Origin of the sequence: Microbacterium sp. Be9 (assembly GCF_011754135.1) — a bacterium.
In the GTDB taxonomy this organism is placed as follows: Bacteria; Actinomycetota; Actinomycetes; order Actinomycetales; family Microbacteriaceae; genus Microbacterium; species Microbacterium maritypicum_A.
The window spans coordinates 1,101,389-1,126,871 of sequence record NZ_WNWT01000004.1 but is presented as its reverse complement, the minus strand read 5'-3'; the positions used below and the strand labels follow the sequence as shown (position 1 = coordinate 1,126,871).

Here is a 25,483-nt window from a genome sequence, read left to right as displayed (position 1 = left end):
TCGGTGTCCCCGCACGTGAGTACGCTGGCGCCATGAGCATGGGCGGCGGCATGGGCGGTGGCCCGCGGGGTGGTGGCTTCCGCGGGGTCGACGAGAGCGCGCAGCGGAAGCTGAATGCCGAGGCCCCCCGGATCAACGGCCTCGGTGCGCGGGTCGTCTCGCTGTTCCGCGCGTATCGCTGGCGCATCTTCTCCACCGGCATCCTGGTGGTGGTCGGCGCCGCGATAGCCGTCGTGCCGCCGCTGATCGTGCAACGGATCTTCGACGATGCACTCTTCCCCGTCGCCGGGGGAGGGCCGCACCTCGAACTGCTGGCCTGGCTCGTCGCCGCCATGATCGGTCTCTTCCTGCTCTCCGCTGCTCTCGGAGTGGCCCAGACCTGGCTCACGGCAACCGTCGGCAACAGTGTCACCGGCGACCTGCGTGTGAAGCTGTTCGAGCACCTGCAGGCGATGGAACTCGGCTTCTTCACCCGCACCAAGACGGGCGTCATCCAGTCACGCCTGCAGAACGACGTGGGTGGCGTCTCCGGCGTGCTGACGAACACCGTCACCAGCATCCTGGGCAACGTCGTCACGGTGATCGCCTCGCTCGTCGCGATGATCCTGATCGACTGGCGTCTCACGCTCATCGCCGTGATCATGATGCCGTTCCTGATCTTCGTCCAGCGCAAGGTGGGCCAGGTGCGGGCACGTATCGCGGGAGAGACGCAGGAATCGCTGTCCGAGCTCACCTCGATCACGCAGGAGACGCTGAGCGTCTCGGGCATGCTGCTGTCGAAGGCCTTCAACCGCCAGCGCACCGAGTCAGAGCGCTACCAGGCGGAGAACCGCAACCAGGTGGTCCTCCAGGTGCGCCGGGCGATGAGCGGCCAGGGTTTCTTCGCCGTCGTGCAGGTGCTGATGGCCAGCGTTCCTGCCGTGATCTATCTCGTCTCCGGATACCTGATCGCCGGCGGCACCGGGGCGATCACCGCAGGAACCGTCGTCGCGTTCACCACGGTGCAGGCGCGGCTGCTCATGCCGTTGATGGGTCTGATGCGGGTGTCACTCGATCTGCAGACGTCGTCGGCGCTGTTCGCGCGCATCTTCGAATACCTCGACCTCGTCCCGGAGATCCAGGATGCGCCCGACGCGATCACGGTCGACGACGCACCCGGGCCGCGAGGACGCCTGGAGTTCGCCGAGGTGGTGTTCCGCTACCCGGACGCGTCCTCCGACGCCCGTCCGACGCTCGACGGAGTGTCCTTCGTGGCGGAACCCGGCCAGCACGTCGCGTTCGTGGGCACCTCGGGCGCCGGCAAGACCACGATCCTGTATCTGGCTCCTCGCCTGTACGAGGCGAAGGGAGGAGCCGTGATGTTCGCCGGTGCCGACGTGCGCGCGCTCACGCAGGAGTCGATCATCGACAACGTCGGCATCGTGTCGCAGGAGACGTACCTCTTCCATGCCACGATCCGTGAGAACCTGCGCTACGCCAAGCCCGATGCGACCGAGGAAGAACTGATCGCCGCTTGCACCGCCGCGAACATCCACCACATCATCGCCGGCTTCGAGCAGGGCTACGACACCGTGGTGGGGGAGCGCGGCTACCGGCTCTCCGGTGGCGAGAAACAGCGCATCGCGATCGCCAGGGTGCTGCTGAAAGACCCTCCGGTGCTGCTCCTCGACGAGGCGACCTCGGCACTCGACACGGTCTCGGAGCGCGTGGTGCAGGAGGCGCTCGACGAGGCCGCGAAGGGGCGCACGACCCTCTCCATCGCCCACCGGCTCTCGACGGTGATGGGCGCGGACGTGATCCACGTTCTGGAGGCCGGGCGCATCGTCGAGTCGGGTTCGCACGTCGAACTGCTCGCCCGCGGCGGTCTGTATGCCGAGCTCGCGGCCGAGCAGGTTGCGGCGTCGCGCGTGCTCGAGACCGAGGCCGCCGTCGAGGAGGAAGTGACCGGGGGCGCCGTGGCACCCCTCGCCGATCGCCGCGCGGACAAGGCGCCCGCCGATTCCGCGGGGGCGGATGCGGTCGCGACCATCACCGCTGCGGTGCCGCTGCTCGCCGAGCCTCGACCGGACGAACGGGTCTACCCGCCTGAGCACTGAGTACTGAGCCCTGAGCCCTGAGGAGGCGTCGTGGCACCGCGCGTCAGTGCACCGAGAGGCCGCCGTCGACGAACAGCGACTGGCCGGTGACGTAGGCCGAGCCGGCTCCGGCAAGGAACACCGCCGCTCCCGCGAAGTCGCTCGGCAGACCGTTGCGCCCGATCATCGTGCGCGCGGCGAGCTCCGCGACCTTCTCCGGGTCCTGCTGCAACCGGGCGTTCAGAGGGGTGAGCACGAAGCCGGGGACGAGCGTGTTGCTGGTGACGCCGGTTCCACCCCAGGCCTCGGCCTCGGAGCGCATGAGCGATTCCACCGCGCCTTTCGACGCGCCGTAGATGCCGCTGCCCACGAAGGCGCGGTGGGCCTGCTGGGAACTGATGTGAATGAGTCGACCGTATCCGCGTGCGGCCATGCCCTGCGCATAGCGCTGACCGAGCAGGAACGGCGCGAGGGCGTTGACTGTCATCGTCGCGTCCCAGTCGTCTTCGGTGATCTCCGCGAACGGCGGGCGGATGTTGATGCCGGCGGAGTTGACGAGGATGTCGGGCGCGCCGAACGGTGCGGCCGCTGCTTCGCCGACCGCGTGGATCCCGTCCCTCGTGCTGAGGTCGCCGATCACGCCGTGGGCGCGGCATCCGAGCGCGCGCAGCTCGTCGACCGTCTCGCGGACGCGATCCTCACCGCGCGCGACGATGACCGTCGACGCTCCGGCGCGAGCGAGTGCGGTGGCGATCCCCCGGCCGATCCCGGAGCTGCCGCCGGTGACGACGGCGGTGCGACCGTCGAGTGAGAACAGGGAGGAGAGGTAGTCGTTCATGTGTTCACCGTCAGGGTTCGGAGGGCGGGGATCACCACGCGAGCGCGGCGGCGATGGCGGGGTCGGGCGCGGCGTCGGCGAACTCGGGGAGGGCCCGCAGCTCCGAGATGAAGGCGTCGACCTCGGCGGCGTAGGTCGGGTCGGCATGGCTCTCGGCGATCTCGAGGAGCGAGGCGACGTCCATCGCGAGGATGAGTTCGATGCGAGCGGTCACCGAGGCGTGGGCACCGGCCTCGTGCAGCACGTGGAGGCCGCCGCGGAGGGCCGCGAGGTAGTCGCGCAGCACCGGCAGCTGTGCCTTGCCCTGAGTGATTGAGGTGCCATCGGCGCGGAGCCGCCAGCGCACGACCACATCGGGGATCACATCGAATGCGCGTGCCCGGGTGTACATGAGCTGCGCGACCACCTGGTCTTCGTAGGCGACCCCCTCGGGGAAGCGCAGGTCGTGCCAGAACGAGGTGCGGCTCACCTTCGACCAGGCGACGATGTTCGAGACCGCCAGGGGGTGCGCGGCGAGGGTCGTGCCGAGTCGCTCCGGAGACGTGGCCGCAGCGACCCAGGGCTGCACGCGGCCGGCGACGTAGCCGTCACCGCGGACCCGCGAGCGTACGTAGGCGCCGGCGACGAAGTCGCTTCCGGTCCGGCCCAGTGTCTCCGTCATGCGGGCGAGGGCGTTCGGCAGCAGTTCGTCGTCGCCGTCGAGGAAACCGAGGTACGGGGTGTCGACGAGCTCCAGACCGACATTGCGCGCGGCGCCGAGACCGCGGGAGGCCCCGTGGCGGATCGTCGTGAAGCGGGGGTCTTCGGCTGCGGCGGCGTCGAAGATCGCTCCTGTGTCATCCGTCGAGCCGTCGTCGATGAGGATCGCCCGCCATCGTGACTCGGTCTGCGCGCGCAGCGAGTCGAGAGCGGCGCGGGCGAAGGCCGCGATGTCGCGTCCGGGGACGATCAGCGTCACGATCGGGGCGGAGGCAGTCACCTGCTGAGTCTATGACCGTGGCTCAGCCGCGGGCCGCGCGCACCGACTCGGCGACGAGCACAGCCAGCCGTTCGGGAGCATCCGGGGGCAGAGCCGCGCGATCGAACGTGAAACGTACGGCGGTCTGCGCCACTTCGGGGGCCACACCGCAGGCGAGCAGCACGTGCGACGGCTCGTCGCTGCCCGCCGCGCATGCCGATCCGCTCGACGAGATGACCCCGCGGCGCTCCAGCTCGAGCAGAATCGACTCCCCGCTGGTGCCGGCGAACGTGAAGCTCGCCGTTCCGGGCAGACGGCCTCGGGAATCCCCGGTGAGCGTGGCATCGGGGATGCTCGTGAGCACCTGGGTGATGAACCGCGCGGTCGCCGATCCGACCTGCGCCGCAACCGTTACGCGTTCCGTCTCGGCGAGTTCCAGCGCCGTCGCGAGTGCGACGGCGCCCGCGACGTTCTCGGTGCCTGAGCGTCTCCCGCGCTCCTGGCCGCCGCCGTGCAGCAGCGGCTCCACCGGCACGCGCCCACGGACGGCCAGGGCACCGATGCCTTTCGGAGCCCCGAGCTTGTGGCCGGCGATCGACACCGCGTCTGCGCCGAGATCACCCAGAGGGAGCCATCCCGCCGACTGCACGGCATCCAGATGCAGGGGGACGCGGGCGGCACGGGCGACGGCGGCGAGCGCCGACACATCCTGGACGGTGCCGATCTCGTTGTTGGCGTGGCCGATCGAGATCAGAGCGGAGTCGTCCCTGATCGCCGCAGCCAGGTCATCCGGGTCGATCCGTCCGCGCGAGTCCACGGGCAGGAGGGAGACCTCGATGGCGTGGAAGCGTCGTAGATAGTCGGCGGATCCGAGGATCGACTCGTGCTCGATCGGCGAGGTCACCAGATGCCGCCGCCCCGTCTCGAGAGCCGCGAGCATGATGCCCTTCACCGCGAGGTTGTTCGCTTCGGTGCCGCCGGCGGTGAACACGACGTCGCCCGTCCGCATCCCCAGCACGCGCGCCACCCGTGCACGGGCATCGTCGAGCGCGCCCGCCGCGGCCTCGCCGGCCGTGTGATGGCTCGACGGGTTTCCGAACACGCCGGAGAGGAACGGCCGCATCGCTTCGAGCACCTCCGGTCGTACCGGGGAGGTCGCGGCGTGATCGAGGTAGAGCATGCCGGTGCGGGGCAGGTCCGAGGGCGACATCGCGGTCAGTCGATCCGCAGATCCAGGCCCAGATCGAGGGCGCGCGCGGAGTGTGTCAGCGCCCCCACCGAGATCACGTCCACTCCGGTGCGGGCGATGTCGCCGACCGTGTCGAGGTTCACGCCTCCCGAGGCCTCGACCGTGGCACGGCCGGAGATGAGGGCCACCCCCGCGCGCAGGTCGTCGAGCGAGAAGTTGTCGAGCAGCACGGTGTGGGCACCGCCGTCGAGGACGGCGGGGATCTGGTCGAGCCGGTCGACCTCGACGACGACGTGGGTCGTGTGCGGGAGGCGGGACAGTGCCTCGCGGAGCGCCGTCGCGAGGTCGAGCCCCGAACGCGTGAGCACGGCCAGGTGGTTGTCCTTCGCCATCACGGCATCCGACAGCGAGTACCGGTGGTTGTGTCCGCCGCCCGATTCGACCGCATGCCGTTCGAACGCCCGCAGTCCCGGCGTGGTCTTGCGGGTGTCGGCGATGCGAGCACCAGTGCCCTCGATCGCGGCGACGTACGCGGCGGTGAGGGTGGCGATACCGCTCATCCGCTGCGTGAAGTTCAGGCCAACGCGCTCTGCGGTGAGCACACTGCGGGCCGACCCCGAGACCGAGGCGAGCACATCGCCCGCGGCGAACTCGTCGCCGTCACCGACGTGCAGGTCGATGTCGAGAGTCGCGTCGGTGAGCCGGAACGCGGCGGCGAAGACCTCTCCACCACTGAAGACTCCGGGTTCCCGGGCGACGAGATCGGCGGTCGCGGTGGCATCCGCTGGCAGCAGCGTGGTACTGGTGACGTCCCCCCAGGGCGCGTCTTCTTCGAGGGCCGCGCCGACGACGCGGTTCATGGTGGCGGTGGTCAGCATCAGACGGGCTCCAGGATCGATGAGGGGAGGCGAGAAGAGGCATCGGCGGCGGTTCCGGCCGCATCGACACGATGGTGGGCGCCGACGGATACCGTGCGGGCGAGCGCTGCGGTGGCCGTCGCCTGCGCGAGCAGCAGCAGATTCGCGTCTTCGTGCGCCGACACGGTCGTCGGCGCCGGGCTCTCCGCGGTCCAGGTCTGCAGGACGTCGAGCGCGCGGGAGAGACCGTCTCTGTTCCGCAGCAGTCCGACGTCTTCCCACATCAGCCGCTGCAGCGCAGAGCGACTGAACGCGGGGGCGATCGCACCGCGGCTCCCTTCCGCACGGGGGCGGGCCTGAGGGGAGCCGTGCGCGACATCCGCCCAGGGTCTCGTCAACGCCGCCGCCGCACGGGCCCCGAACACCGCGCCTTCGAGCAGCGAGTTCGACGCCAGACGATTTGCCCCGTGCACCCCGGTGCGTGCCACCTCTCCCGCGGCGAAGAGGCCGGGCACGGTGGTGCGGCCGTCGAGGTCGGTGACCACGCCACCCATCAGGTAGTGCGCGGCCGGCGTCACGGGGATCGGTTCGCGGGCCCAGTCGAAGCCGCGTTCTCTGGTCACCCGATCGATCGTGGGGAACCTCCGCGCGAGGGTCTCGGCACCGAGCATCGTGGCGTCGAGCCTGACCGGGGCGGCCTGAGCCGTGGCGCGGCGTGCGATCGCTCGCGCCACCACGTCGCGCGGTGCGAGCTCGCCGTCGGGGTGGCTGTCGAACACGAACCGACGGGCGTCGTCGTCGATCAGTGTCGCGCCCTCGCCGCGCACCGCCTCGGAGATGAGGAACGCGGGGCCCTTCGCCAGGATCGTCGGATGGAACTGGACGAACTCCAGGTCGGCGACCGCAGCGCCCGCCCGTATCGCGGCGGCGATGCCGTCTCCGGTCGTCCCCGCCGCGTTCGTCGTGTGCGCGTAGAGGTGGCCGGCGCCGCCGGTGGCGAGGATGACGGCATCGGCGGGGATCTCGGAGACCTCACCGTCGAGGAGGATCCGGATTCCGCGCACGGCGCCTTCCTGCCTCAGCAGGTCAACCAGGAAGGCATGTTCGATGAGGGGGATGTCCGTCCGCCGCACGGACGCGACGAGCGCCGCGGAGATCGCCGCGCCCGTGGCGTCACCTCCCGCGTGCACGATGCGGGCGTGGCGGTGGGCGGCTTCACGCCCGAGCAGCAGAGTGCCGTCCACCGCACGATCGAAGCCGACACCGCGTGCGATCAGCTCGGCGATCCGTGCCGCTCCGTCCGTGACCAGCACCTGCACGGCGTCCCGGTCCGACAGCCCGGCACCGGCGTCTCGGGTGTCGGCGGCGTGCAGTGCGGCAGAGTCGTCCGGACCGTAGATGCCGGCGACGCCACCCTGAGCGAGCCCGGTGCAGCCGTCTCCGAGGTCGCGCTTGGTGACGATCGTCACGTCGTGTCCGGCCTCGTGCGCATGAAGCGCCGCGGTGAGTCCCGCAATGCCCGACCCGACGACGATGACGTTCATCGTGCGCCCGCGACCACCGGAGGCCTCGCCGCGAGCATCCGCTCCAGCGCCACACGCGCGGGGTCGGCCACATCGTCGGAGACGGTGATCCGGTTCGGCGTGCGGCCGGCCACCAGCTCCTCCAGAACCCAGGCCAGGTATCCGGGGTGGATGCGGTACATCGTCGAGCAGGGGCACACCACCGGGTCGAGGCAGAAGATCTCGTGCTGCGGGTACTGGGCGGCGAGCCGGCGGACGAGGTTGATCTCCGTGCCGATCGCGAATGTGGTCGGCTCGGTGGCCGTGTCGATCGCCCGGCGGATGTACTCGGTCGAACCGGCCTCATCCGCGGCGTCGACGACCTCCATCGGGCACTCGGGGTGCACGATCACGCGCACGCCGGGGTGCTCGGCACGGGCCTGGTCGATCTGGCCGACGGTGAAACGCCGGTGCACCGAGCAGAAGCCGTGCCACAGGATCACGCGCGAGTCGAGCAGGTCTGCGGCCGAGGATCCGCCGAGCGCTCGCCGTGGGTTCCACATCCGCATGTGTTCGAGCGGCACCCCCATCGCCTTCGCGGTGTTCCGACCCAGGTGCTGGTCGGGGAAGAACAGCACGCGGCGCCCACGCTCGAAAGCCCACTCGAGCACGGTCTCAGCGTTGGACGAGGTGCAGACGATCCCGCCGTGCCGTCCGACGAAGCCCTTGATCGCCGCTGAGGAGTTCATGTACGTCACCGGGATCACCGGCACGCGGCCGTCGGCGTCGACGGCGTCGAGGTCGCCGAGCACGTCTTCGAGCTGTTCCCAGCAGTCCTCGACCTGGTCGATGTCGGCCATGTCCGCCATCGAGCATCCGGCGGCGAGGTTGGGCAGGATCACCGCCTGGTCGGGCTGCGAGAGCAGATCAGCGGTCTCGGCCATGAAGTGCACGCCGCAGAACACGATGGCTTCGGCATCCGTCCGTCCCTTGGCCGCGGTCGCGAGCTGGAACGAGTCGCCGACGTAGTCCGCATGCTGCACGACCTCCTCGCGCTGGTAGAAATGGCCCAGGATCACGACGCGGTCGCCGAGGGTGGCCTTCGCGGCGCGGATCCGTCTGTCGAGCTCCTCCTCCGTCGCCTCGCGGTACTCGGTGGGCAGCTCTCCCTGACGCGGCGCCCCCGTCGGGATCACGTCGCCCATGGAAGAGCCGGGTCCGTAGCCCGGTCGCGCGTCGAAGTCCCACGGACCGGCGGCGAGGTCGGTGGTGCATGTGGCGTCGGTCGACGCGCCGCTGACGATGGCCTGGATCGCATGGTCGACCGAGGCGTCCAGCGGCGGGACGGCCGGCGCGGGGACGAAGGTGATACTCATCGGGTGCTCGTTTCTTCGGGACCGAGCGGGCCGCGATCGGCCAGCTCGACGTCGGTGTTGTCGCGGTACAGACGTGCAGGTCGGTGGCTTCCGGTGCGGAACCGGTCGGTGGGGAGCAGGTTGCCCGCGGCCTCCACCTGACGCCGGAAATTGGCGGGGTCGAGGGTGCGGCCGAGAATCGCCTCGTAGGCTTCGCGCAGCTCGGCGAGGGTGAACTCCGCAGGAAGGAATCCCTGGGCGACGCGGCTGTAGCCGACCTTGTTGCGCAGACGCCACAGCGCGTACTCGATGATCTTCGCGTGGTCGAAGGCCAGCTGCGGCAGCTCGTCGATGTCGAACCACTCCACGTTCTCGGGCGCGTGACCGGACGCGCGATGCGCCGCGCTCTGCGCTGTCACATCGTCCTGTCGCAGCAGCGCCCAGTAGACGATCGACACGACCCGGGTGGGGGAGCGGTCGACGGCGCCGAAGGCGTAGAGCTGCTCGAGGTAGCTGGGGGAGAGTCCTGTGGTCTCGGCCAGGGTGCGTGCCGAGGCGTCGACGGGCGATTCGGTCGGGGTGAGCCAGCCGCCGGGGAGAGCCCATCGATCGGCGTACGGCTCGCGGGTGCGCCGCACGAGGGGCAGCGCGAGGACCGCGCGTCCGTCGTCCGTGCGACGCAACGTCAGGATGACCGTCGAGACGGCGACCCGGATGTCGCTAGTTTGAGTCATGGACACCTTAACCTCCGACACCGATCTTAGTGTCATTCGGACACTTAGTGGGCGCCGATGACGGCGGTCCGCGTCGAGTCCGAAACGTTATCTCGTGGGCGCAGGGAAGCTTGTTCGGCGGGGCGGGGTTTGTTAGGTTACTGTCCTAACAAACCCCTTCGGGAGGAGCCGACCGGCTGCCTCCCAGGGCCCAGGAACCCCACCTCCGGGGTTCTGCTCCATCCGGAGCGATCCCTCCTGCAGTGCAGCACCGAGAGGAAACAAGAGAAATGATCCGTAACGGAAGGCGCAAGATTGCGCTCACCGCGATTGCCGGAGCATCCGTCCTCGCCCTGGGCCTCACGGCCTGTGGTGGCGGCAGCGACAGCGGCAACGCCGATGGCGACCGGGCCCTGCGTGTCTGGGCCGGCAGCCAGACCCCGATCGCCGCGAACTACAACCCGTTCGCACCGACAGTGCTTCATGGCGCGCTCGGACCGATCTACGAACCGCTGTTCTTCTACAACAAGACCGCGGACTCCGAGCCGGTCGGCCTGATCGGCGACTCGTTCGAGTACAACGAGGACGGCACGGTCATCACCGTGACCATCAAGCCCGACCTCAAGTGGAGCGACGGCGAGCCGCTCACGGCCAAGGACGTGGCGTTCTCGTTCAACTACGAGGCCAACAACCCCGAAGGCAACGGTCTGGTCTCCGCCGAGGCCACCGACGACACGACCGCCGTCCTGACCTACTCGTCCGCGCAGTACACCACGGAATTCCAGCGGATGGGGTCGAGCTACATCCTCCCCGAGCACGTGTGGAAAGACGTCAAGGACTTCGCCAACTTCACGAACGAGGACCCCGTCGGGTCCGGCCCCTACGTCGTCGACAAGACCACGAGCGAGTCCTACACGCTGGTGGCCAACGAGAACTACCGTGATGCCGACAAGCTCGGCATCAAGAAGGTCCAGTACATCGCGGTCGACAACAACCAGACCGCTCAGGATCTGCTCGCCGCCGGCAAGCTCGACTGGACCGGCATGTTCATCCCGAACCCGGACGACGTGACCGGCAACGGCAAGATCGACTGGATCAACACGCCCCAGGACCCGACGGTTCTCTACACCTGCTCGAACGCCGACCTCGGCTGCACCGGTCCGCAGACCGACGTCGCCGTGCGTCAGGCGCTCAACGTCGCGATCGACCGCTCCACCATCAAGGACAAGGCGTTCGTCGGGCTGACGGGCGACATCTCTCCCGCGTTCACTCTGCTGCCGCGCGACGAGAAGTGGCTCGCCGATCCGGCCAACGAGGTCAGCCCGCAGGAGGCGAACGCCGCCGAGGCCGGTTCGATCCTCGAGGCCGCCGGCTACACCAAGGGCTCCAGCGGCATCTACGAGAAGGGTGGCGTGCCGCTCGAGCTCACGCTCACCTCGGTCGACGGGTGGACCGACTACAACGACGCCGCGAAGCTGATCGCCGAGCAGGCAGAGGCGGCCGGCATCAAGATCACGGCATCGACCGTGCAGTGGCAGGAGTTCTCCGACTCCCGTCAGGGTGGCGACTTCCAGCTGATCATGGGTGGTGTGATCGGCACGTCCGTCGCCGACCCGTTCCAGATCTACCGCGACTGGTTCGGCGGCACCGCCGTCGAGTCGACGAGCCCCGTCGGCACGGAGGTCCCGGCAGGCCGTTGGAACTTCAGCCGTTACAGCAACCCGGTCGTCGACACCGCGATCCAGTCGGCGATCAGCACGAACGACGAGGCGACGAAGAAGGAGCTGTACGCGACGATTCAGACCGAGATCGTCCGTGACCTGCCCTACATCCCGCTCGTGATCAACGCGACGCAGACCTTCTACAACACGAAGGACTACACGGGCTGGCCGACCGAGGAAGACCTCTACGCCTTCCCGCCGTCCTGGGGTGCGATCGCGGCAGGCTACGTGCTGACGCAGCTGCAGCCGGTCAAGTAGTAAAGGAGTCGGGGAAGAAGGAAGTCAGGAAAACAGTGACATGAAGTTCTATGCACGAAGAATCGGGTTCTACGCGTTCACGCTCTGGGCCGCGATCTCCATCAACTTCCTTCTTCCCCGGCTCATGCCGGGGAACCCGGCCGACATCATGATCGCCAAGATGCAGCGAGCAGGCGGTGAGGTCTCCGAGACCGCCATCCGCAACATCAAGCTCCTGCTCGGCGGCGACGATTCCTCTCTCTGGGAGCAGTATCTGTCCTACTGGGGACGCATGTTCCAGGGCGATCTCGGAGTATCGGTCACCAAGTTCCCCACTCCGGTGACGGAGCTCATCGCCGGTGCGCTTCCCTGGACGCTCGTCCTGGTCGGCACCGCGACCGTCATCTCCTTCGTCCTCGGCGTCGTGCTCGGCGCCTGGGCCGGATGGAAGCGAGGCACCTGGGTCGACCACCTGATCCCCGTCACGACTGTGCTCCAGTCGATCCCGTACTTCTGGTTGGCGCTGATCCTCGTCTCGGTGTTCGCGGTCGGTCTCGGCTGGTTCCCGATCTTCGGCGGGTACGACGTCTTCGACTACCCGGACGGCCCCGAGCCGACCTGGGCGTTCTTCACCGACGCCGTCGCGCACGCGATCCTGCCCGCTATCACGATCGTGATCAGCTCGGTCGGCGGGTGGATGTTCGGCATGCGCAACATGATGGTCTCCACGCTCGCCGAGGACTACGTGCTGACGGCGGAGGCGAAGGGTCTCCGGCCCCGTCGCGTGCTCACCACCTACGCGGCCCGCAATGCGGCGATCCCCTCGATCGCGGGCTTCTCGATCACGCTCGGTTTCGTGGTCGCCGGCTCGATCGTGATGGAGCAGGTGTTCACCTACCCCGGAATCGGCAAGCTGATGTTCCAGGCCGTGACCAACAACGACTACGCGCTGATGCAGGGACTGTTCCTCGTCATCACCCTGACGGTGCTCGCCGCCAACTTCATCATGGACCTCGTCTATGGCTTCATCGACCCGAGGGCTCGCCAGAATGTCTGACACGAAGAACCCGCTCCTGACGCAGGAGCCACCCGTCACCGCCCCGGCCAGCACGGTCTCGCTCGCCACGCAGCAGGGGCGCAAGCGTCGTCGCATCCTTCCCAGCACTTCGCCGAAGTTCATCGTCGGCGTGATCCTGGTCGCGGCCATCGTGCTGTTCGCGATCATCGCGCCGATCTTCTCGCAGGACCCGCGCAGCACGGCGAACCCTGCGCTCCAGCCGCCCTCCGCGGAACACTGGCTCGGCACCACCAAGCTCGGCAACGACATGTTCGCGCAACTGGCGATCGGCGCTCAGGGGTCCCTGCTCATCGGTGTGACCGCCGGCGGCATCGCGATCGTGCTGTCGTTGTTCTTCGGCGTTCTGGCCGGATATCTGGGCGGCTGGCGCGAAGACGGTCTCGCACTCCTCACGAACGTGATGATCGTGATCCCCGGGCTTCCGCTGGTGATGGTCATCGCCTCGTTCGTGCCGCAGCGCAGTTGGCAGCTCGTCGCGTTCGTGCTCGGCATCACCTCCTGGGCCGGGGCGGCATATGTGCTCCGGCTCCAGACACGATCGCTCCGTACGCGTGACTACGTCTATGCGTCGAAGGTCGCAGGGGAGCGGTCGTTCCGCGTGATCCTGGTCGAGATCATGCCCAATCTCCTGCCGCTGCTCACGGCCCAGTTCCTCTTCGCGATCATCTTCGCGATCCTCGGAGAGGCCGGCCTGTCCTACCTCGGTCTCGGCCCCAACTCCTCGATCACGTGGGGATCGATCCTCAACGACGCGCAGTCGGGGCAGGCCCTCGGACGCGGTGCCTGGTGGTGGTTCGTCCCGCCGGGGCTCATGATCGCGATTCTCGGTGCCGGCCTGTCGCTCATCAACTTCGCGATCGACGAGGTCATCAATCCGAAGCTGCGCAATGCGCCCGAAGCCGCGCGGCGTGTGCGCAAGGCCGCCAAGACCAAGGGAGTCACCGCATGAGCGAGCCGGTCCTGACGGCGCGGAACGTGTCGATCGAGTATGAGGTGGATCCGCCGGTGAAGGCCGTGCGGGATGTGTCGCTGACGTTGAACCGGGGCGAGATCCTGGGGTTGGCGGGGGAGTCGGGCTGCGGGAAGACGACCCTGGCCTACGGCATGAACCGTCTGCTCAAGGCTCCGGCTCTGATGACGGGCGGGGAGATCGTGTTCCATGACCGGGATGGTCATGACATCGACATCGTGGGACTGGACGGCGAGGGTCTGCGCGCGTTCCGGTGGGACAAGATCTCGATGGTGTTCCAGGGGGCGATGAACTCGTTGAACCCGGTGATCAGTGTCAAGGCACAGATCTTCGACATCTTCGACACGCACCGGCCCGGGATGAGCAAGAAGGCGAAGACCGCGCGGGCGGAGGAACTGCTGACGCTCGTCGGCGTGGACCCCAACCGCCTGTCGAGTTTCCCGCACGAGCTGTCGGGTGGCATGCGGCAGCGCATGATGATCGCGATGGCTCTGGCCCTCGATCCGCAGGTGATGATCATGGACGAGCCGACCACGGCGCTGGACGTGGTCGTGCAGCGGGGCATCATCCGGGAGATCATGCGGCTGCGGGAGAAGCTCGGATTCGCGGTGATCTTCATCACGCATGATCTGCCGATGCTGATCGAGATCAGTGATCGGATCGCGATCATGTTGCAGGGGCAGATCGTCGAGGAGGGAACGGCGGAGGAGATCTACCGGACTCCGCAGCACGAGTACACGAAGCGGTTGCTGTCGAGCTTCCCGTCGCTCAAGGGCGAGCGGGGCGACTTCGTCCGCACCGGTGTGAGCCAGGAGGGCGTCCGATGACCACGAGCATCACGAGCTCCACCGCGGCCGTGCCGCAGGTGGCGACGTTGGAAGCGCGGAATCTGGTGAAGGATTTCCACCTGCGGTCGGGATTCAAGACCAGCATCCTCCATGCGGTGAAGGACGTGTCGTTCACCATCGAGGCGGGCAAGACGGTCGCCCTGGTGGGGGAGTCGGGGTCGGGGAAGTCGACGATCGCCCGGATGCTGATGAAGCTGGAGACGCCCACCAGCGGCGAGATCCTGTTGGACGGGAAGGCGTCCGGGGCTCGGGGGCGGGCGTTGGAGCGCTACCGCGCGGACGTGCAGATGGTGTTCCAGGACCCGTTCGCGTCGTTGAACCCGTTCCACACGATCGTTCATCATCTGGAGCGGCCGATCCGTCTGCACCACCCGGAGCTGTCGCGGGCGCAGGTGCGGGAGCGCGCGGTGGAGCTGTTGGAGCGGGTGCGTCTGACCCCAGGGGAGAGTTTCGCGGAGCGGCGCCCGCACGAGCTCTCGGGCGGGCAGCGACAGCGTGTCGCGATCGCGCGGGCTCTCGCCCCGGGCGCCCGGTTCATCGTCGCCGACGAGCCGGTCTCGATGCTGGACGTGTCGATCCGGCTGGGGGTGTTGAACCTTCTCGCAGATCTGCAGCGCGAGGAGAACCTGGGTGTGCTGTACATCACACACGACCTGGCCACGGCGAGGCACTTCTCGGATGAGATCATGGTGCTCTACAAGGGCGACGTCGTCGAGCGCGGCCTCGCGGACGAGGTCATCCTCAACCCGCAGCACGAATACACCAAGACGCTCCTCGGGGCAGCACCAGAGCCCGACAACCTCGGCCGCCTGCGCGACGAGGTGCGGGCCGAACTCGGCATCACCCGCTGACGGCCGGCGCTCCGCCTTCGAATCGCGTGAATGGTCGCGTCTGACCCCGGAACGGGACCATTCGCGCGATTCGAACGCGCTTCCGGAGAATCCGGCACCGAGGATCCGACCGGCTAGACTGGACCCACAATTGAAGACAGGCCGAATGAACCACGCGGGAGAGCCCCGGCGAACGCAGCCGGGCACCGAAGGAGCAAGCCTCCCCGCCAATCTCTCAGGTACGCGTACCGCGCGGTTCCGGCCACTCTGAAAAGCGATCCGGCGACTCTGCGGATCCGCCGACGGTGAAAGCCCCGCCTCCGCGCACGGGTGAAGCTCTCAGGCCCATGACAGAGGGGGAGTTCCGAGGAACGACGGTGCCGCCGTTCCGCCCGACACAGCCCGGGAGAACTCCATGTCCGACCCCCGCTACACCCCGCTGCGCGCATGCCATGAGGCGCTGGGCGCATCGTTCACCGACTTCGGCGGCTGGCAGATGCCGGTGCGGTACACCTCCGACCTCGCCGAACACCACGCCGTGCGCCAGAGCGCGGGCATCTTCGACATCTCGCACATGGCCGAGTTCACGGTCCAGGGCAGCGGAGCCGCCGATTTCCTCGACAACGCCCTGGCCGGCCGCCTCTCGGCGCTGGCCGTCGGGAAGGCGAAGTACTCGCTCCTGCTCGCCGAGTCCGGCGGGATCATCGACGACGTGATCGTCTATCGCCTCGAGGGCGATGACTTCCTCATCATCTCCAACGCGGGCAACCGCGACGCCGTCTCCGCTGCTCTGCGCGATCGCACCGACGGCTTCGACGTCGTGGTGCAGGACGTCTCCGACGACTATGCACTCATCGCCGTGCAGGGACCGAACGCCGAGGCCATCCTCGCCGAGACCCCGGGCATCACCGACGTCAGCATTCCCTGGACCGAGCAGAAGTACTACGCCTGGGCGTCCGCGAACTACGACGGCGTGCCCGTCCTCCTCGCGCGCACCGGTTACACCGGCGAGGACGGCTTCGAGCTTCTGGTCGCCGCCGACCGCGCCGCGTCGCTCTGGGATGCGCTCCTCGCCGCGGGCGCACCGCACGGCCTCGTCCCCGCCGGACTCGCCGCGCGCGACACCCTGCGGCTCGAGGCGGGTATGCCCCTGTACGGACACGAGCTGAGCCTCGACACTCGGCCGGCGCAGGCGGGCCTTGGCCGGGTCGTCGTGAGCGCGAAGGAGCAGTTCGTCGGCAAGGCCGCTCTCTCCGCCGCTGCGGAGTCGGCCGAAGCACCGGAAGCGCCGGTCCTGGTCGGACTCGTCGCCGAGGGCAAGCGCGCCGGTCGCGCCGGCTACGCCGTGGTCGACGAACACGGGTCGGTGCTCGGTGAGATCACGAGCGGCGCGCTCAGCCCCACGCTCGGTCATCCGATCGCGATGGCCTACGTGACCCCGTCTTCCGCGGAAGAGGGAACCGCAGTATTCCTTGATGTGCGGGGGACCAGAATCCCCGCGACCGTGACCGCCCTGCCTTTCTACCGGAGGACCAAATGACCGATCTCGCCGCACTCCACTACACCGAAGAGCACGAGTGGATCGCCGCTGACGGCGACACCGTGACCATCGGGATCACCGACTACGCCGCCGAGAAGCTGGGCGACGTCGTGTTCGTCGAGCTCCCCGCCGTCGGCACCGAGGTCACCGCAGGATCGGTCGTCGGCGAGATCGAGTCGACGAAGTCGGTCGGCGAGCTCTACGCTCCCGTCTCGGGCACGGTCGTCGAGATCAACGACGCAGCGGTGGATGACCCGTCGCTCGTCAACGCGGCGCCGTTCGAGGGCGGATGGCTGCTGAAGGTCACCGTCGCCGCCGGTGCTCTCGACGGTCTGCTCGACCGCGACGCCTATGTCGCTCTCACGGAGGGCTGATTCTCCAGTGGTCACTTTCGCCGATCGTCACATCGGACCCACGGATGCCGCGCAGCGCACGATGCTCGCCGCCCTCGGTCTCGACACCACCGCAGCCGACTCTGCGCTGAGTCCGGTAGAGGCGCTCATGCGCCAGGCCGTGCCGGCGTCGATCTACACCGGTCCGTCTGCCGAGGCCACGGATGCGCCCTCGCTCATCCCGTCCGCGGCGAGCGAGACCGAGGCTCTCGCCGAGCTCCGGACGCTCGCGTCGCGCAACACCGTGAACCGCCCGATGATCGGCTTGGGATACTACGGCACCATCACGCCGCAGGTGATCCAGCGCAACGTGCTGGAGAACCCCTCCTGGTACACGGCGTACACGCCGTACCAGCCGGAGATCTCCCAGGGGCGTCTGGAGGCGCTCATCAACTTCCAGACGATGGTCGCCGAGCTCACCGGGCTGACCACGGCCAACGCGTCGATGCTCGACGAGTCGACCGCGGTCGTCGAGGCGATGCTGCTCGCCCGTCGTGCCTCGAAGTCGGCGTCGACCGTGTTCGCGGTCGACGCCGATGCCCTCCCGCAGACGAGGGCGATGCTCGACACGCGTGCTGAGGCCCTGGGTATCGAGATCGTCACGGTCGATTTCGCCGCTGGCGAGGAGCTGCCGGCCGACCTGTTCGGTGTGTTCGTCCAGTACCCCGGGGCATCCGGACGGGTCTGGGACCCGTCCGCCGTCTTCGACGCCGCGCACCTCTCCGGTGCTCTCGCCGTCGCGGCGGCGGATCTGCTCGCACTCACCCTGATCGCCTCGCCCGGATCCCTCGGCGCCGACGTGGCGGTCGGCACGACCCAGCGCTTCGGCGTGCCGATGGGCTTCGGCGGGCCGCACGCCGGCTACATGGCGGTCCGCTCCGGCCTCGAGCGTCAGCTGCCCGGTCGACTCGTGGGAGTGTCGGTGGATGCCGACGGCAAGCTCGCGTACCGGCTCTCGCTGCAGACGCGCGAGCAGCACATCCGTCGCGAGAAGGCGACGTCGAACATCTGCACCGCCCAGGTGCTGCTGGCCGTCATGGCATCGATGTACGCGGTGTACCACGGCCCTGACGGGCTCCGGGCGATCGCTCTGGACGTGGCCCGCAAGGCGGACGCTCTGGCCACGTGGCTCATCGAGCTCGAACTCGACATCGAGCACAGGGAGTTCTTCGACACTCTCCGTGTCCGTGTGCCGGGCCGCGCCTCCGAGATCGTCGCCGCCGCGCACGACGCGGGCTATCTCCTCCACGAGGTCGACGCCGACACCGTCGGCGTCTCGGTCGATGAGACCACGACGTTCACCGACCTCGATCGGGTCGCGGGCTGCTTCGCGTCGGGTACAGGGCGCTCTTTCGGCTACATCGCCGCCTCCGAGCACGGCCGGCTTCCCGAGGCGCTGCGGCGTCAGGACGAGTACCTCACGCACCCGGTCTTCCACTCGCATCGCTCGGAGACCGCCATGATGCGGTATCTGAAGAGCCTCTCCGACCGCGACTACGCGCTCGATCGCGGCATGATCCCGCTGGGCTCGTGCACCATGAAGCTCAACGCCGCCACCGAGATGGCTGCCATCACCTGGCCCGAGTTCGCCGGCATCCACCCGTTCGCCCCGGCGTCCGACGTGCAGGGCTACCTCGAGCTCATCGACCAGCTCGAGGGCTGGCTCGCCGAGGTCACCGGTTACGACGCGGTCTCGCTGCAGCCGAACGCCGGTTCGCAGGGTGAGCTCGCGGGTCTCCTGGCCATCCGCGGGTACCACCACGCGAACGGCGACACCCACCGCACCGTGTGCCTCATCCCCTCGTCGGCCCATGGCACGAATGCGGCATCGGCCGTGCTCGCCGGCATGAAGGTCGTCGTGGTCGCGACGGACGAGCTCGGCAACGTCGACCTCGACGACCTGCGCGCGAAGATCGCCCAGCACGCCGACGACCTCTCGGCCCTGATGATCACCTACCCCTCCACGCACGGTGTGTACGAGGAGCAGGTCGTGGAGATCACGTCCGCCGTGCACGACGCCGGTGGGCAGGTGTACGTCGACGGCGCCAACCTCAACGCCCTGCTCGGCTATGCGCGCTTCGGTGACCTGGGCGGCGACGTCTCGCACCTCAACCTGCACAAGACGTTCGCGATCCCGCACGGCGGTGGCGGCCCCGGCATCGGGCCGGTCGCGGCGAAGTCGCACCTCGCACCGTTCCTGCCTTCGCACCCCCTCGCGCAGAGCGCGGAGCACTTCGGCGGCTTCACGTTCGAGGGCGGTGTGATCTCCGCCGCTCCCTACGGGTCCGCGGGGATCCTGCCGATCTCGTGGGCGTACGTGCGCATGATGGGCGCCGACGGGCTGCGTCGCGCCACGGCAGCGGCCGTGCTCTCGGCGAACTACATCGCCGAGCGCCTCGGCGGCCATTTCCCGGTGCTGTACACCGGCGAGAACGGTCGGGTGGCGCACGAGTGCATCCTCGATCTGCGTCCGCTCAAGGAAGCCACCGGCATCACGGTCGACGACGTCGCCAAGCGCCTCATCGACTACGGCTTCCACGCGCCGACCATGTCGTTCCCCGTCGCGGGAACCCTGATGGTCGAGCCGACGGAGTCGGAGGACCTCGACGAGATCGAGCGCTTCATCGAAGCGATGATCATGATCAAGGCCGAAGCGGAGGCCGTCGCTGCCGGTCGCTGGCCGGCCGATGACAACCCGCTGGTGCACGCGCCGCACACCGCTGTCTCGCTCATCGCGGGGGAGTGGAACCACGCGTACTCGCGCGAGGACGCCGCCTACCCGGTGCATGCGCTGGTCGCCGGAAAGTACTGGCCGCCCGTGCGCCGCATCGACCAGGCCTACGGCGACCGCAATCTGGTGTGCGCCTGCCCGCCCGTGGAGGCCTTCGCCTGAGCCTCGTGCTCATCCGAGCAGGCGGTGTCGCGCTTCCGAGTGGAGCGCGGCACCGTCTTCTGTTTCGTGGTGTTTCCCCGGTGTTACAGATGGTCACCACTCAGTAACAGTTCGTTAGCTGAGGGCGGCTGCGACAGAGGCGCGGGTTACTCTCAGGTATCCCTGCGTGCTCGACGATGCGCACGCAGAACCCCGAATGTCCACAGGAGGACACAAAGTGAAGCGCAACAAGATCGCCCTTGCGGGCACCGCGTTGTTCGTGATCGGCGCGCTGGCGCTGGCGGGCTGCGCCAGCGGTGGCGGAAACGACTCGAAGGGCGACGCCGGCGGCAACGTCGACGCGGACGCTATCATCACGACGAACGGATCCGAGCCGGAGAACCCGCTCATCCCGACCAACACCAACGAGGTCGGTGGCGGAAAGATCCTCGACGAGATCTTCGCTGGGCTGATCTACTACGACGCCGACGGCAAGCCGGTCAACGACGTGGCTGAGGAGATCACCACCGAGGACCCCCAGCACCTCACGGTCAAGCTCAAGAAGGGCGAGACCTTCACCGACGGCGAGGAAGTCACCGCCGACAACTTCATCAAGGCGTGGAACGAGGGCGCGAAGCTCTCCAACGGCCACCTCTCCAGCTACTTCTTCGAGGACATCGAGGGCTTCAGCTACGACGAGGACTCCGAGCTGACCGGCCTGCAGCAGGTCGACGACTACACCTTCACCATCGCGCTGAACAAGCCTGCGTCTGACTTTGCTCTGCGTCTCGGCTACTCCGCGTTCTACCCGCTGCCCGATGTCGCTTTCGAGGACATGGACGCCTTCGGGCAGAACCCGATCGGCAACGGTCCGTACAAGATCGCCGGCGATGACGCGTGGCAGCACGACGTCCAGATCGAGCTCGTCCGCAACGACGACTACGACGGCGGTCGCAAGGCAGCCAACGGCGGTCTCACCATCAAGTTCTACGCGACGCAGGAAGCGGCTTACGCCGACCTGCTGTCGAACGAGGTCGACGTCATCGACGCGATCCCGACGAACTCCCTGGCGGTCTTCACCGACGAGCTCGGCGACCGCGCCGTGAACCAGCCCTCCGCTGTGTTCCAGTCGTTCACGATCGGCCAGTTCCTGCCGCACTTCAGCGGCGAAGAGGGCAAACTGCGTCGTCAGGCGATCTCCATGGCGATCAACCGCGACGAGATCACCAAGACGATCTTCTCGGGCACGCGTACGCCCGCGAAGGACTTCACGTCGCCCGTCATCGACGGCTGGTCCGACTCGGTCCCCGGCAGCGAGGTCCTCGACTACGACCCCGAGAAGGCGAAGGAGCTGTGGGCCAAGGCCGACGCCATCGCCCCCTGGGACGGCGAGTTCAAGATCGCGTACAACGCAGACGGCGGGCACGACGCCTGGGTCGACGCGGTGAGCAACAGCATCAAGAACACGCTCGGCATCGAGGCGTCCGGCGACCCGTACCCGACCTTCCAGGACCTGCGGACCAAGGTCAACGACCGCACCATCACCACCGCTGCACGTTCGGGATGGCAGGCCGACTACCCGGGTCTGTACAACTTCCTCGGACCGCTCTACGCGACGGGCGCCGGTTCCAACGACGGCGACTACTCGAACCCCGAGTTCGATGACCTGATCAAGGCCGGCATCAGCAACCCCGACGCCGACGCACAGATCGAGGACTTCACCAAGGCGCAGGAGGTTCTGTTCAAGGACCTCCCGGCGGTCCCGCTGTGGTACTCGAACGTGACCGGCGGCTTCAGCGAGAACGTCAGCAACGTGACGTTCGGCTGGAACTCGGTTCCGCTGTACTACGAGATCACGAAGGCCGGCGAGTAAAGCCCGACGGCACTTCACCTGTGAGGCGGTGACGATTCTTCGTCACCGCCTCACAGGCTTGTGTTCGCCTCGCTTCTCTCACCCCTCTAAGAAGGGACAAGCGGATGCTCGGTTACATTCTGAGACGTCTTCTGCAGGTGATCCCGGTCTTCTTCGGAGCCACCCTGCTCATCTACTTCCTCGTGTTCGCCATGCCTGGCGATCCGATCCTCGCTCTGTTCGGGGACAAGACCCCGAACCCGGCTGTCATCGAACAGCTCCGCGAGCAGTACCACCTGAACGACCCGTTCATCGTGCAGTACTGGTACTACATCACCGGCGTCTTCCAGGGTGACCTCGGAACGACCTACTCGGGTCGTCCGGTCTCGGCGGTCCTGGCAGCCACCCTCCCCGTCACCGGGCGCCTCGCTGTCATGGCGATCGGGATCGAGTTCACGCTCGCGATCATCATCGGAACGATCTCGGCGCTGCGCAAGGGCAAGCTGTTCGACAACGTGTCGCTCGTCGTCGCCCTCGTGGCGATCGCGATCCCGATCTTCGTGGTCGCGTTCCTCGCACAGTACTTCCTCGCGATCCAGCTCGGATGGTTCAAACCCACCGTGGGTGCGGATAACGACTGGGGCGGTCTGTGGCTTCCGGCGATCGTGCTCGGATTCAGCCTCTATGCCGTGAGCATGCGTCTGATGCGCAGCTCCGTCATCGAGACCCTGAACCAGGACTGGGTACGCACCGCCTACAGCAAGGGACTGTCCAGGGGTCGCGTGCTTCCCGTGCACGTGCTGCGCAACTCGCTGATCCCCGTCATCACCAACTCCGCCACGAACTTCGGCGTGCTGCTCGTCGGTGCGACCGTCACCGAGGGAATCTTCAACGTCCCCGGTGTGGGTAACACGCTGTTCCAGGCGATCCAGCGCGGCGAAGGCCCGACGGTGGTCTCGTTCGTCACGGTGTTCGTCATCCTTTACGTGCTGGTGAACCTTCTCATCGACCTGCTCTACGGTCTGCTCGACCCGAGGATCCGCTATGCCTGACACCACTCCGCAGCACTACGTCGCCCCGGTCGAGACCGAGTCGATCTCTGTCGACGCCGTCCGCATCTCGGACAAGCCCAGCAACCTGTGGAGGGATGCCTGGGCCGACCTGCGCCGTCGTCCTCTGTTCTGGTTCTCGATCGCGCTCGCGCTGTTCTTCCTCGTGATGGCGTTGTGGCCGACGCTGTTCACCACGACGCCGCCGAACGACGACTGCCAGCTGTCCAACAGCAACGGCGGCCCGACCGAGGGACACCCCCTCGGCTTCACGTTCCAGGGATGCGATATCTACGCCCGCATCGTGTGGGGATCGCAGACGTCGCTGGCCGTGGGCCTGATCGCCACGGTGATCTCGTCCGTGCTCGGCCTGATCATGGGAGCCCTCGCCGGTTTCTACGGCGGCTGGCTCGACGGGCTGCTGTCGCGCATCGGCGACATCTTCTTCGCCATCCCGTACATCCTCGCGGCCGTCGTCGTGATGACGGTGTTCCGTGACGCCCGTTCGGTGTGGACCCTGGCATTCGCGATCGGCGCCTTCGCCTGGGCCTCCACTGCGCGAGTCGTGCGAGCGGAGGTGCTCCGAGTGCGACAGGCCGACTTCGTGATGGCGTCCCAGGCTCTCGGGCAGTCGAAGTTCCGGATCCTCGTGAATCACGTCGTCCCGAACGCGATCGCTCCGCTTCTCGTCGTCTCGACCCTCGGGCTCGCCGCGGCCATCGTCGCCGAAGCCACGCTCTCGTTCCTCGGAGTGGGTCTCGGCAGCAATGTGATGTCGTGGGGTAACGACATCGCGAAAGCCCAGGCCTCGCTTCGCGTCGCTCCGATGGCTCTCATCTATCCGTCGATCGCCCTCACCCTGGCGGTGCTGGCGTTCGTGACCCTGGGCGAGCTCATCCGAGACGCCCTCGACCCGAAGGCGAGGGCACGCCGATGAGCGAGCGCATCACCGAACAGGTCCCTCTGCTGAGCGTCCGCGACCTGAAGGTCGCCTTCCGCACCCAGGAGGGGCTGCGCGAAGTGCTCCACGGAGTCAGCTTCGACATCATGCCGGGAGAGACCGTCGCCATCGTCGGCGAGTCCGGGTCGGGCAAGTCCACGACGGCGACCGCCATCGTGAACCTGCTTCCCGGAACCGGACAGGTCACCGGCGGGTCCATCACGCTCGAGGGGCGAGAGCTCACGACGCTGAACCGTCGCCAGATCGAAGCCGTCCGCGGCCGGGACATCGGCTTCGTGCCGCAGGACCCGATGTCGAACCTCAACCCGGTCTGGAGCATCGGCTTCCAGGTCAAGGAAGCGATCCGAGCGAACGGCATCGCGGGAGATCGTGGGAGCGCCAAGGCGCGCACGGTCGAGGTCCTGCAGCAGGCGGGGCTGGCTGACGCTGAGAAGCGACTGCATCAGTTCCCGCACCAGTTCTCGGGCGGAATGCGACAGCGCGCGCTGATCGGGATCGGTCTCGCCGCCGACCCGAAGCTGCTGATCGCCGACGAGCCGACCTCCGCGCTGGACGTGACGGTGCAGCGCGTGATCCTCGATCACATGGCTTCGCTCACGCGCGACAAGGGCACCTCGATGCTTCTGATCACGCACGATCTGGGCCTCGCAGCCGAGCGTGCGAACAAGATCATCGTGATGAACAACGGCAACATCGTCGAGGCAGGTCCGAGCCGGCAGATCCTCGAGGACCCTCAGCACCCGTACACGAAGCGTCTGGTCGCCGCGGCGCCCAGCGTCGCCTCGCAGCGCATCCAAGCGGTGGTGGAGGACCGGGGCATCGAGACGACCGAAGACCTCGCTGCCATCCCTCCGACGGTGCGGGTCGCCGGCCTCACGAAGGACTACAAGATCCGTCAGGGGAACTTCCGCAGCGAAGCCTTCCGTGCTGTCGACAACGTGTCCTTCGAGATCCCGCGCGGCAAGACCCTCGCTCTCGTCGGAGAGTCGGGATCGGGCAAGTCCACGGTCGCCAAGATGGTCCTGAAACTCGAGGAGCCGACCAGCGGCACCATCGAGATCGACGGCGTGGACGTGTCAAAGCTGTCGAATGCTCAAGCATTCGGCCTGCGTCGACGGATGCAGCCGGTCTTCCAGGACCCATACGGTTCGCTCGACCCGCTGCGCAACATCGGCAACACCATCGCCGAGCCACTGCAGATCCACGGCGTCGGCGATCGCTCGTCGCAGCGCGAGCGGGTCGAGGAGCTGCTGGATCAGGTCTCGCTGCCGCGCGTGCTCGCCACCCGGTACCCGAATGAGCTGTCGGGTGGGCAGCGTCAGCGCGTCGCGATTGCTCGAGCGCTGGCCCTCAAGCCCGACATCATCGTGCTAGACGAGGCGGTGTCGGCGCTTGACGTGCTGGTGCAGGATCAGGTCCTGCAGCTCCTCGCCGAGTTGCAGTCCGAGCTCGGCCTAACCTATCTGTTCATCACGCACGACCTTGCCGTCGTCCGCGTATCGAGCGACCTCGTGTGCGTGATGGAGAAGGGGAAGATCGTCGAACAGGGCACTGTCGACGAGATCTTCGCCAACCCGCAGCAGGAGTACACCGACCGTCTGCTCAAGGCGATCCCCGGGGCGTCGATCCCTCTCGGCGGTCGCTGA

20 protein-coding genes and 1 riboswitch are annotated in these 25,483 nt (G+C 67.7%); of the genes, 13 read left to right on the top strand and 7 right to left on the bottom strand.

Annotation, left to right across the window (positions count from 1 at the left end):
• Nucleotides 1-38 precede the first annotated feature (38 nt).
• On the top strand, nucleotides 39-2,096 hold the full coding sequence (locus GLO27_RS09555) for an ABC transporter ATP-binding protein (RefSeq protein WP_167254788.1): 2,058 nt from the start codon (nucleotides 39-41) through the stop codon (nucleotides 2,094-2,096).
• Between the two features lie 43 nt (nucleotides 2,097-2,139).
• Here the strand turns inward: GLO27_RS09555 and GLO27_RS09550 are convergent, their stop codons facing one another.
• The 7 genes from GLO27_RS09550 to GLO27_RS09520 are packed head-to-tail and all read right to left on the bottom strand — an operon-like array spanning nucleotide 2,140 to nucleotide 9,508.
• On the bottom strand, nucleotides 2,140-2,913 hold the full coding sequence (locus GLO27_RS09550; RefSeq protein WP_029260361.1) for an SDR family oxidoreductase: 774 nt from the start codon (nucleotides 2,911-2,913) through the stop codon (nucleotides 2,140-2,142).
• A 31-nt stretch (nucleotides 2,914-2,944) separates the two neighbouring features.
• The gene (locus GLO27_RS09545) at nucleotides 2,945-3,892 is read right to left on the bottom strand and encodes a glycosyltransferase family 2 protein (RefSeq protein ID WP_167254563.1); all 948 of its coding nucleotides are present in this window, start codon (nucleotides 3,890-3,892) and stop codon (nucleotides 2,945-2,947) included.
• A 22-nt stretch (nucleotides 3,893-3,914) separates the two neighbouring features.
• Complete coding sequence (locus tag GLO27_RS09540; protein WP_031207225.1) at nucleotides 3,915-5,051, bottom strand: cysteine desulfurase family protein; 1,137 nt, start codon at nucleotides 5,049-5,051, stop codon at nucleotides 3,915-3,917.
• A 35-nt stretch (nucleotides 5,052-5,086) separates the two neighbouring features.
• Nucleotides 5,087-5,938: a carboxylating nicotinate-nucleotide diphosphorylase gene (gene nadC, locus GLO27_RS09535; RefSeq protein WP_021199582.1), complete on the bottom strand. Its 852-nt coding sequence runs from the start codon at nucleotides 5,936-5,938 to the stop codon at nucleotides 5,087-5,089.
• Nucleotides 5,938-7,461: an L-aspartate oxidase gene (gene nadB / locus GLO27_RS09530; RefSeq protein ID WP_167254562.1), complete on the bottom strand. Its 1,524-nt coding sequence runs from the start codon at nucleotides 7,459-7,461 to the stop codon at nucleotides 5,938-5,940. The genes nadC and nadB overlap by 1 nt, the downstream gene beginning before the upstream one ends.
• Nucleotides 7,458-8,795, bottom strand: coding sequence for a quinolinate synthase NadA (gene nadA, locus GLO27_RS09525; RefSeq protein ID WP_167254560.1), 1,338 nt, complete (start codon nucleotides 8,793-8,795; stop codon nucleotides 7,458-7,460). The genes nadB and nadA overlap by 4 nt, the downstream gene beginning before the upstream one ends.
• Nucleotides 8,792-9,508, bottom strand: coding sequence for an NUDIX domain-containing protein (locus GLO27_RS09520; protein ID WP_167254558.1), 717 nt, complete (start codon nucleotides 9,506-9,508; stop codon nucleotides 8,792-8,794). Before GLO27_RS09520 ends, nadA begins: the two co-directional genes overlap by 4 nt.
• 269 nt (nucleotides 9,509-9,777) lie before the next feature.
• Between GLO27_RS09520 and GLO27_RS09515 the strand changes: the two genes are divergently transcribed.
• The 12 genes from GLO27_RS09515 to GLO27_RS09460 all read left to right on the top strand — a co-directional run bounded on the left by GLO27_RS09515 (nucleotide 9,778) and on the right by GLO27_RS09460 (nucleotide 25,483).
• Nucleotides 9,778-11,466, top strand: coding sequence for an ABC transporter substrate-binding protein (locus tag GLO27_RS09515; protein WP_029260355.1), 1,689 nt, complete (start codon nucleotides 9,778-9,780; stop codon nucleotides 11,464-11,466).
• A 40-nt stretch (nucleotides 11,467-11,506) separates the two neighbouring features.
• Nucleotides 11,507-12,502, top strand: a complete 996-nt coding sequence (locus GLO27_RS09510) for an ABC transporter permease (protein ID WP_021199587.1) — start codon at nucleotides 11,507-11,509, stop codon at nucleotides 12,500-12,502.
• The gene (locus GLO27_RS09505; RefSeq protein WP_021199588.1) at nucleotides 12,495-13,472 is read left to right on the top strand and encodes an ABC transporter permease; all 978 of its coding nucleotides are present in this window, start codon (nucleotides 12,495-12,497) and stop codon (nucleotides 13,470-13,472) included. The genes GLO27_RS09510 and GLO27_RS09505 overlap by 8 nt, the downstream gene beginning before the upstream one ends.
• Nucleotides 13,469-14,320 (top strand): ABC transporter ATP-binding protein, encoded by an 852-nt coding sequence (locus tag GLO27_RS09500; RefSeq protein WP_021199589.1) that lies wholly within the window; start codon nucleotides 13,469-13,471, stop codon nucleotides 14,318-14,320. Before GLO27_RS09505 ends, GLO27_RS09500 begins: the two co-directional genes overlap by 4 nt.
• Nucleotides 14,317-15,192 carry an ATP-binding cassette domain-containing protein gene (locus tag GLO27_RS09495; protein WP_167254556.1) on the top strand — a complete coding sequence of 292 codons (876 nt, stop codon included), beginning with the start codon at nucleotides 14,317-14,319 and terminating at the stop codon, nucleotides 15,190-15,192. The genes GLO27_RS09500 and GLO27_RS09495 overlap by 4 nt, the downstream gene beginning before the upstream one ends.
• Before the next feature lie 145 nt (nucleotides 15,193-15,337).
• Nucleotides 15,338-15,432: riboswitch (glycine riboswitch) on the top strand.
• 154 nt (nucleotides 15,433-15,586) lie between these two features.
• Complete coding sequence (gene gcvT / locus GLO27_RS09490; RefSeq protein WP_167254554.1) at nucleotides 15,587-16,711, top strand: glycine cleavage system aminomethyltransferase GcvT; 1,125 nt, start codon at nucleotides 15,587-15,589, stop codon at nucleotides 16,709-16,711.
• Nucleotides 16,708-17,085, top strand: a complete 378-nt coding sequence (gene gcvH, locus GLO27_RS09485) for a glycine cleavage system protein GcvH (protein ID WP_167254552.1) — start codon at nucleotides 16,708-16,710, stop codon at nucleotides 17,083-17,085. The genes gcvT and gcvH overlap by 4 nt, the downstream gene beginning before the upstream one ends.
• On the top strand, nucleotides 17,063-19,996 hold the full coding sequence (gene gcvP / locus GLO27_RS09480; protein ID WP_167254550.1) for an aminomethyl-transferring glycine dehydrogenase: 2,934 nt from the start codon (nucleotides 17,063-17,065) through the stop codon (nucleotides 19,994-19,996). Before gcvH ends, gcvP begins: the two co-directional genes overlap by 23 nt.
• 217 nt (nucleotides 19,997-20,213) lie before the next feature.
• On the top strand, nucleotides 20,214-21,848 hold the full coding sequence (locus GLO27_RS09475; RefSeq protein ID WP_292776304.1) for an ABC transporter substrate-binding protein: 1,635 nt from the start codon (nucleotides 20,214-20,216) through the stop codon (nucleotides 21,846-21,848).
• Between the two features lie 104 nt (nucleotides 21,849-21,952).
• Nucleotides 21,953-22,879 (top strand): ABC transporter permease, encoded by a 927-nt coding sequence (locus GLO27_RS09470; protein ID WP_045263068.1) that lies wholly within the window; start codon nucleotides 21,953-21,955, stop codon nucleotides 22,877-22,879.
• Nucleotides 22,872-23,813: an ABC transporter permease gene (locus tag GLO27_RS09465; protein WP_045263069.1), complete on the top strand. Its 942-nt coding sequence runs from the start codon at nucleotides 22,872-22,874 to the stop codon at nucleotides 23,811-23,813. The genes GLO27_RS09470 and GLO27_RS09465 overlap by 8 nt, the downstream gene beginning before the upstream one ends.
• Complete coding sequence (locus GLO27_RS09460; RefSeq protein WP_167254546.1) at nucleotides 23,810-25,483, top strand: ABC transporter ATP-binding protein; 1,674 nt, start codon at nucleotides 23,810-23,812, stop codon at nucleotides 25,481-25,483. Before GLO27_RS09465 ends, GLO27_RS09460 begins: the two co-directional genes overlap by 4 nt.

Excerpts from the sequence above, each read along its gene's own strand:
- GLO27_RS09515 (WP_029260355.1), top strand. The coding sequence starts at position 9,778 with ATGATCCGTAACGGAAGGCGCAAGATTGCGCTCACCGCGATTGCCGGA.
- gcvP (WP_167254550.1), top strand. The coding sequence starts at position 17,063 with ATGTCGCTCTCACGGAGGGCTGATTCTCCAGTGGTCACTTTCGCCGAT.
- gcvT (WP_167254554.1), top strand. The coding sequence starts at position 15,587 with ATGTCCGACCCCCGCTACACCCCGCTGCGCGCATGCCATGAGGCGCTG.
- nadC (WP_021199582.1), bottom strand. The coding sequence starts at position 5,938 with ATGCTGACCACCGCCACCATGAACCGCGTCGTCGGCGCGGCCCTCGAA.
- GLO27_RS09540 (WP_031207225.1), bottom strand. The coding sequence starts at position 5,051 with ATGCTCTACCTCGATCACGCCGCGACCTCCCCGGTACGACCGGAGGTG.
- gcvH (WP_167254552.1), top strand. The coding sequence starts at position 16,708 with ATGACCGATCTCGCCGCACTCCACTACACCGAAGAGCACGAGTGGATC.
- GLO27_RS09495 (WP_167254556.1), top strand. The coding sequence starts at position 14,317 with ATGACCACGAGCATCACGAGCTCCACCGCGGCCGTGCCGCAGGTGGCG.
- nadA (WP_167254560.1), bottom strand. The coding sequence starts at position 8,795 with ATGAGTATCACCTTCGTCCCCGCGCCGGCCGTCCCGCCGCTGGACGCC.
- GLO27_RS09505 (WP_021199588.1), top strand. The coding sequence starts at position 12,495 with ATGTCTGACACGAAGAACCCGCTCCTGACGCAGGAGCCACCCGTCACC.
- GLO27_RS09510 (WP_021199587.1), top strand. The coding sequence starts at position 11,507 with ATGAAGTTCTATGCACGAAGAATCGGGTTCTACGCGTTCACGCTCTGG.
- GLO27_RS09550 (WP_029260361.1), bottom strand. The coding sequence starts at position 2,913 with ATGAACGACTACCTCTCCTCCCTGTTCTCACTCGACGGTCGCACCGCC.
- nadB (WP_167254562.1), bottom strand. The coding sequence starts at position 7,461 with ATGAACGTCATCGTCGTCGGGTCGGGCATTGCGGGACTCACCGCGGCG.
- GLO27_RS09520 (WP_167254558.1), bottom strand. The coding sequence starts at position 9,508 with ATGACTCAAACTAGCGACATCCGGGTCGCCGTCTCGACGGTCATCCTG.
- GLO27_RS09460 (WP_167254546.1), top strand. The coding sequence starts at position 23,810 with ATGAGCGAGCGCATCACCGAACAGGTCCCTCTGCTGAGCGTCCGCGAC.
- GLO27_RS09555 (WP_167254788.1), top strand. The coding sequence starts at position 39 with ATGGGCGGCGGCATGGGCGGTGGCCCGCGGGGTGGTGGCTTCCGCGGG.
- GLO27_RS09500 (WP_021199589.1), top strand. The coding sequence starts at position 13,469 with ATGAGCGAGCCGGTCCTGACGGCGCGGAACGTGTCGATCGAGTATGAG.
- GLO27_RS09470 (WP_045263068.1), top strand. The coding sequence starts at position 21,953 with ATGCTCGGTTACATTCTGAGACGTCTTCTGCAGGTGATCCCGGTCTTC.
- GLO27_RS09465 (WP_045263069.1), top strand. The coding sequence starts at position 22,872 with ATGCCTGACACCACTCCGCAGCACTACGTCGCCCCGGTCGAGACCGAG.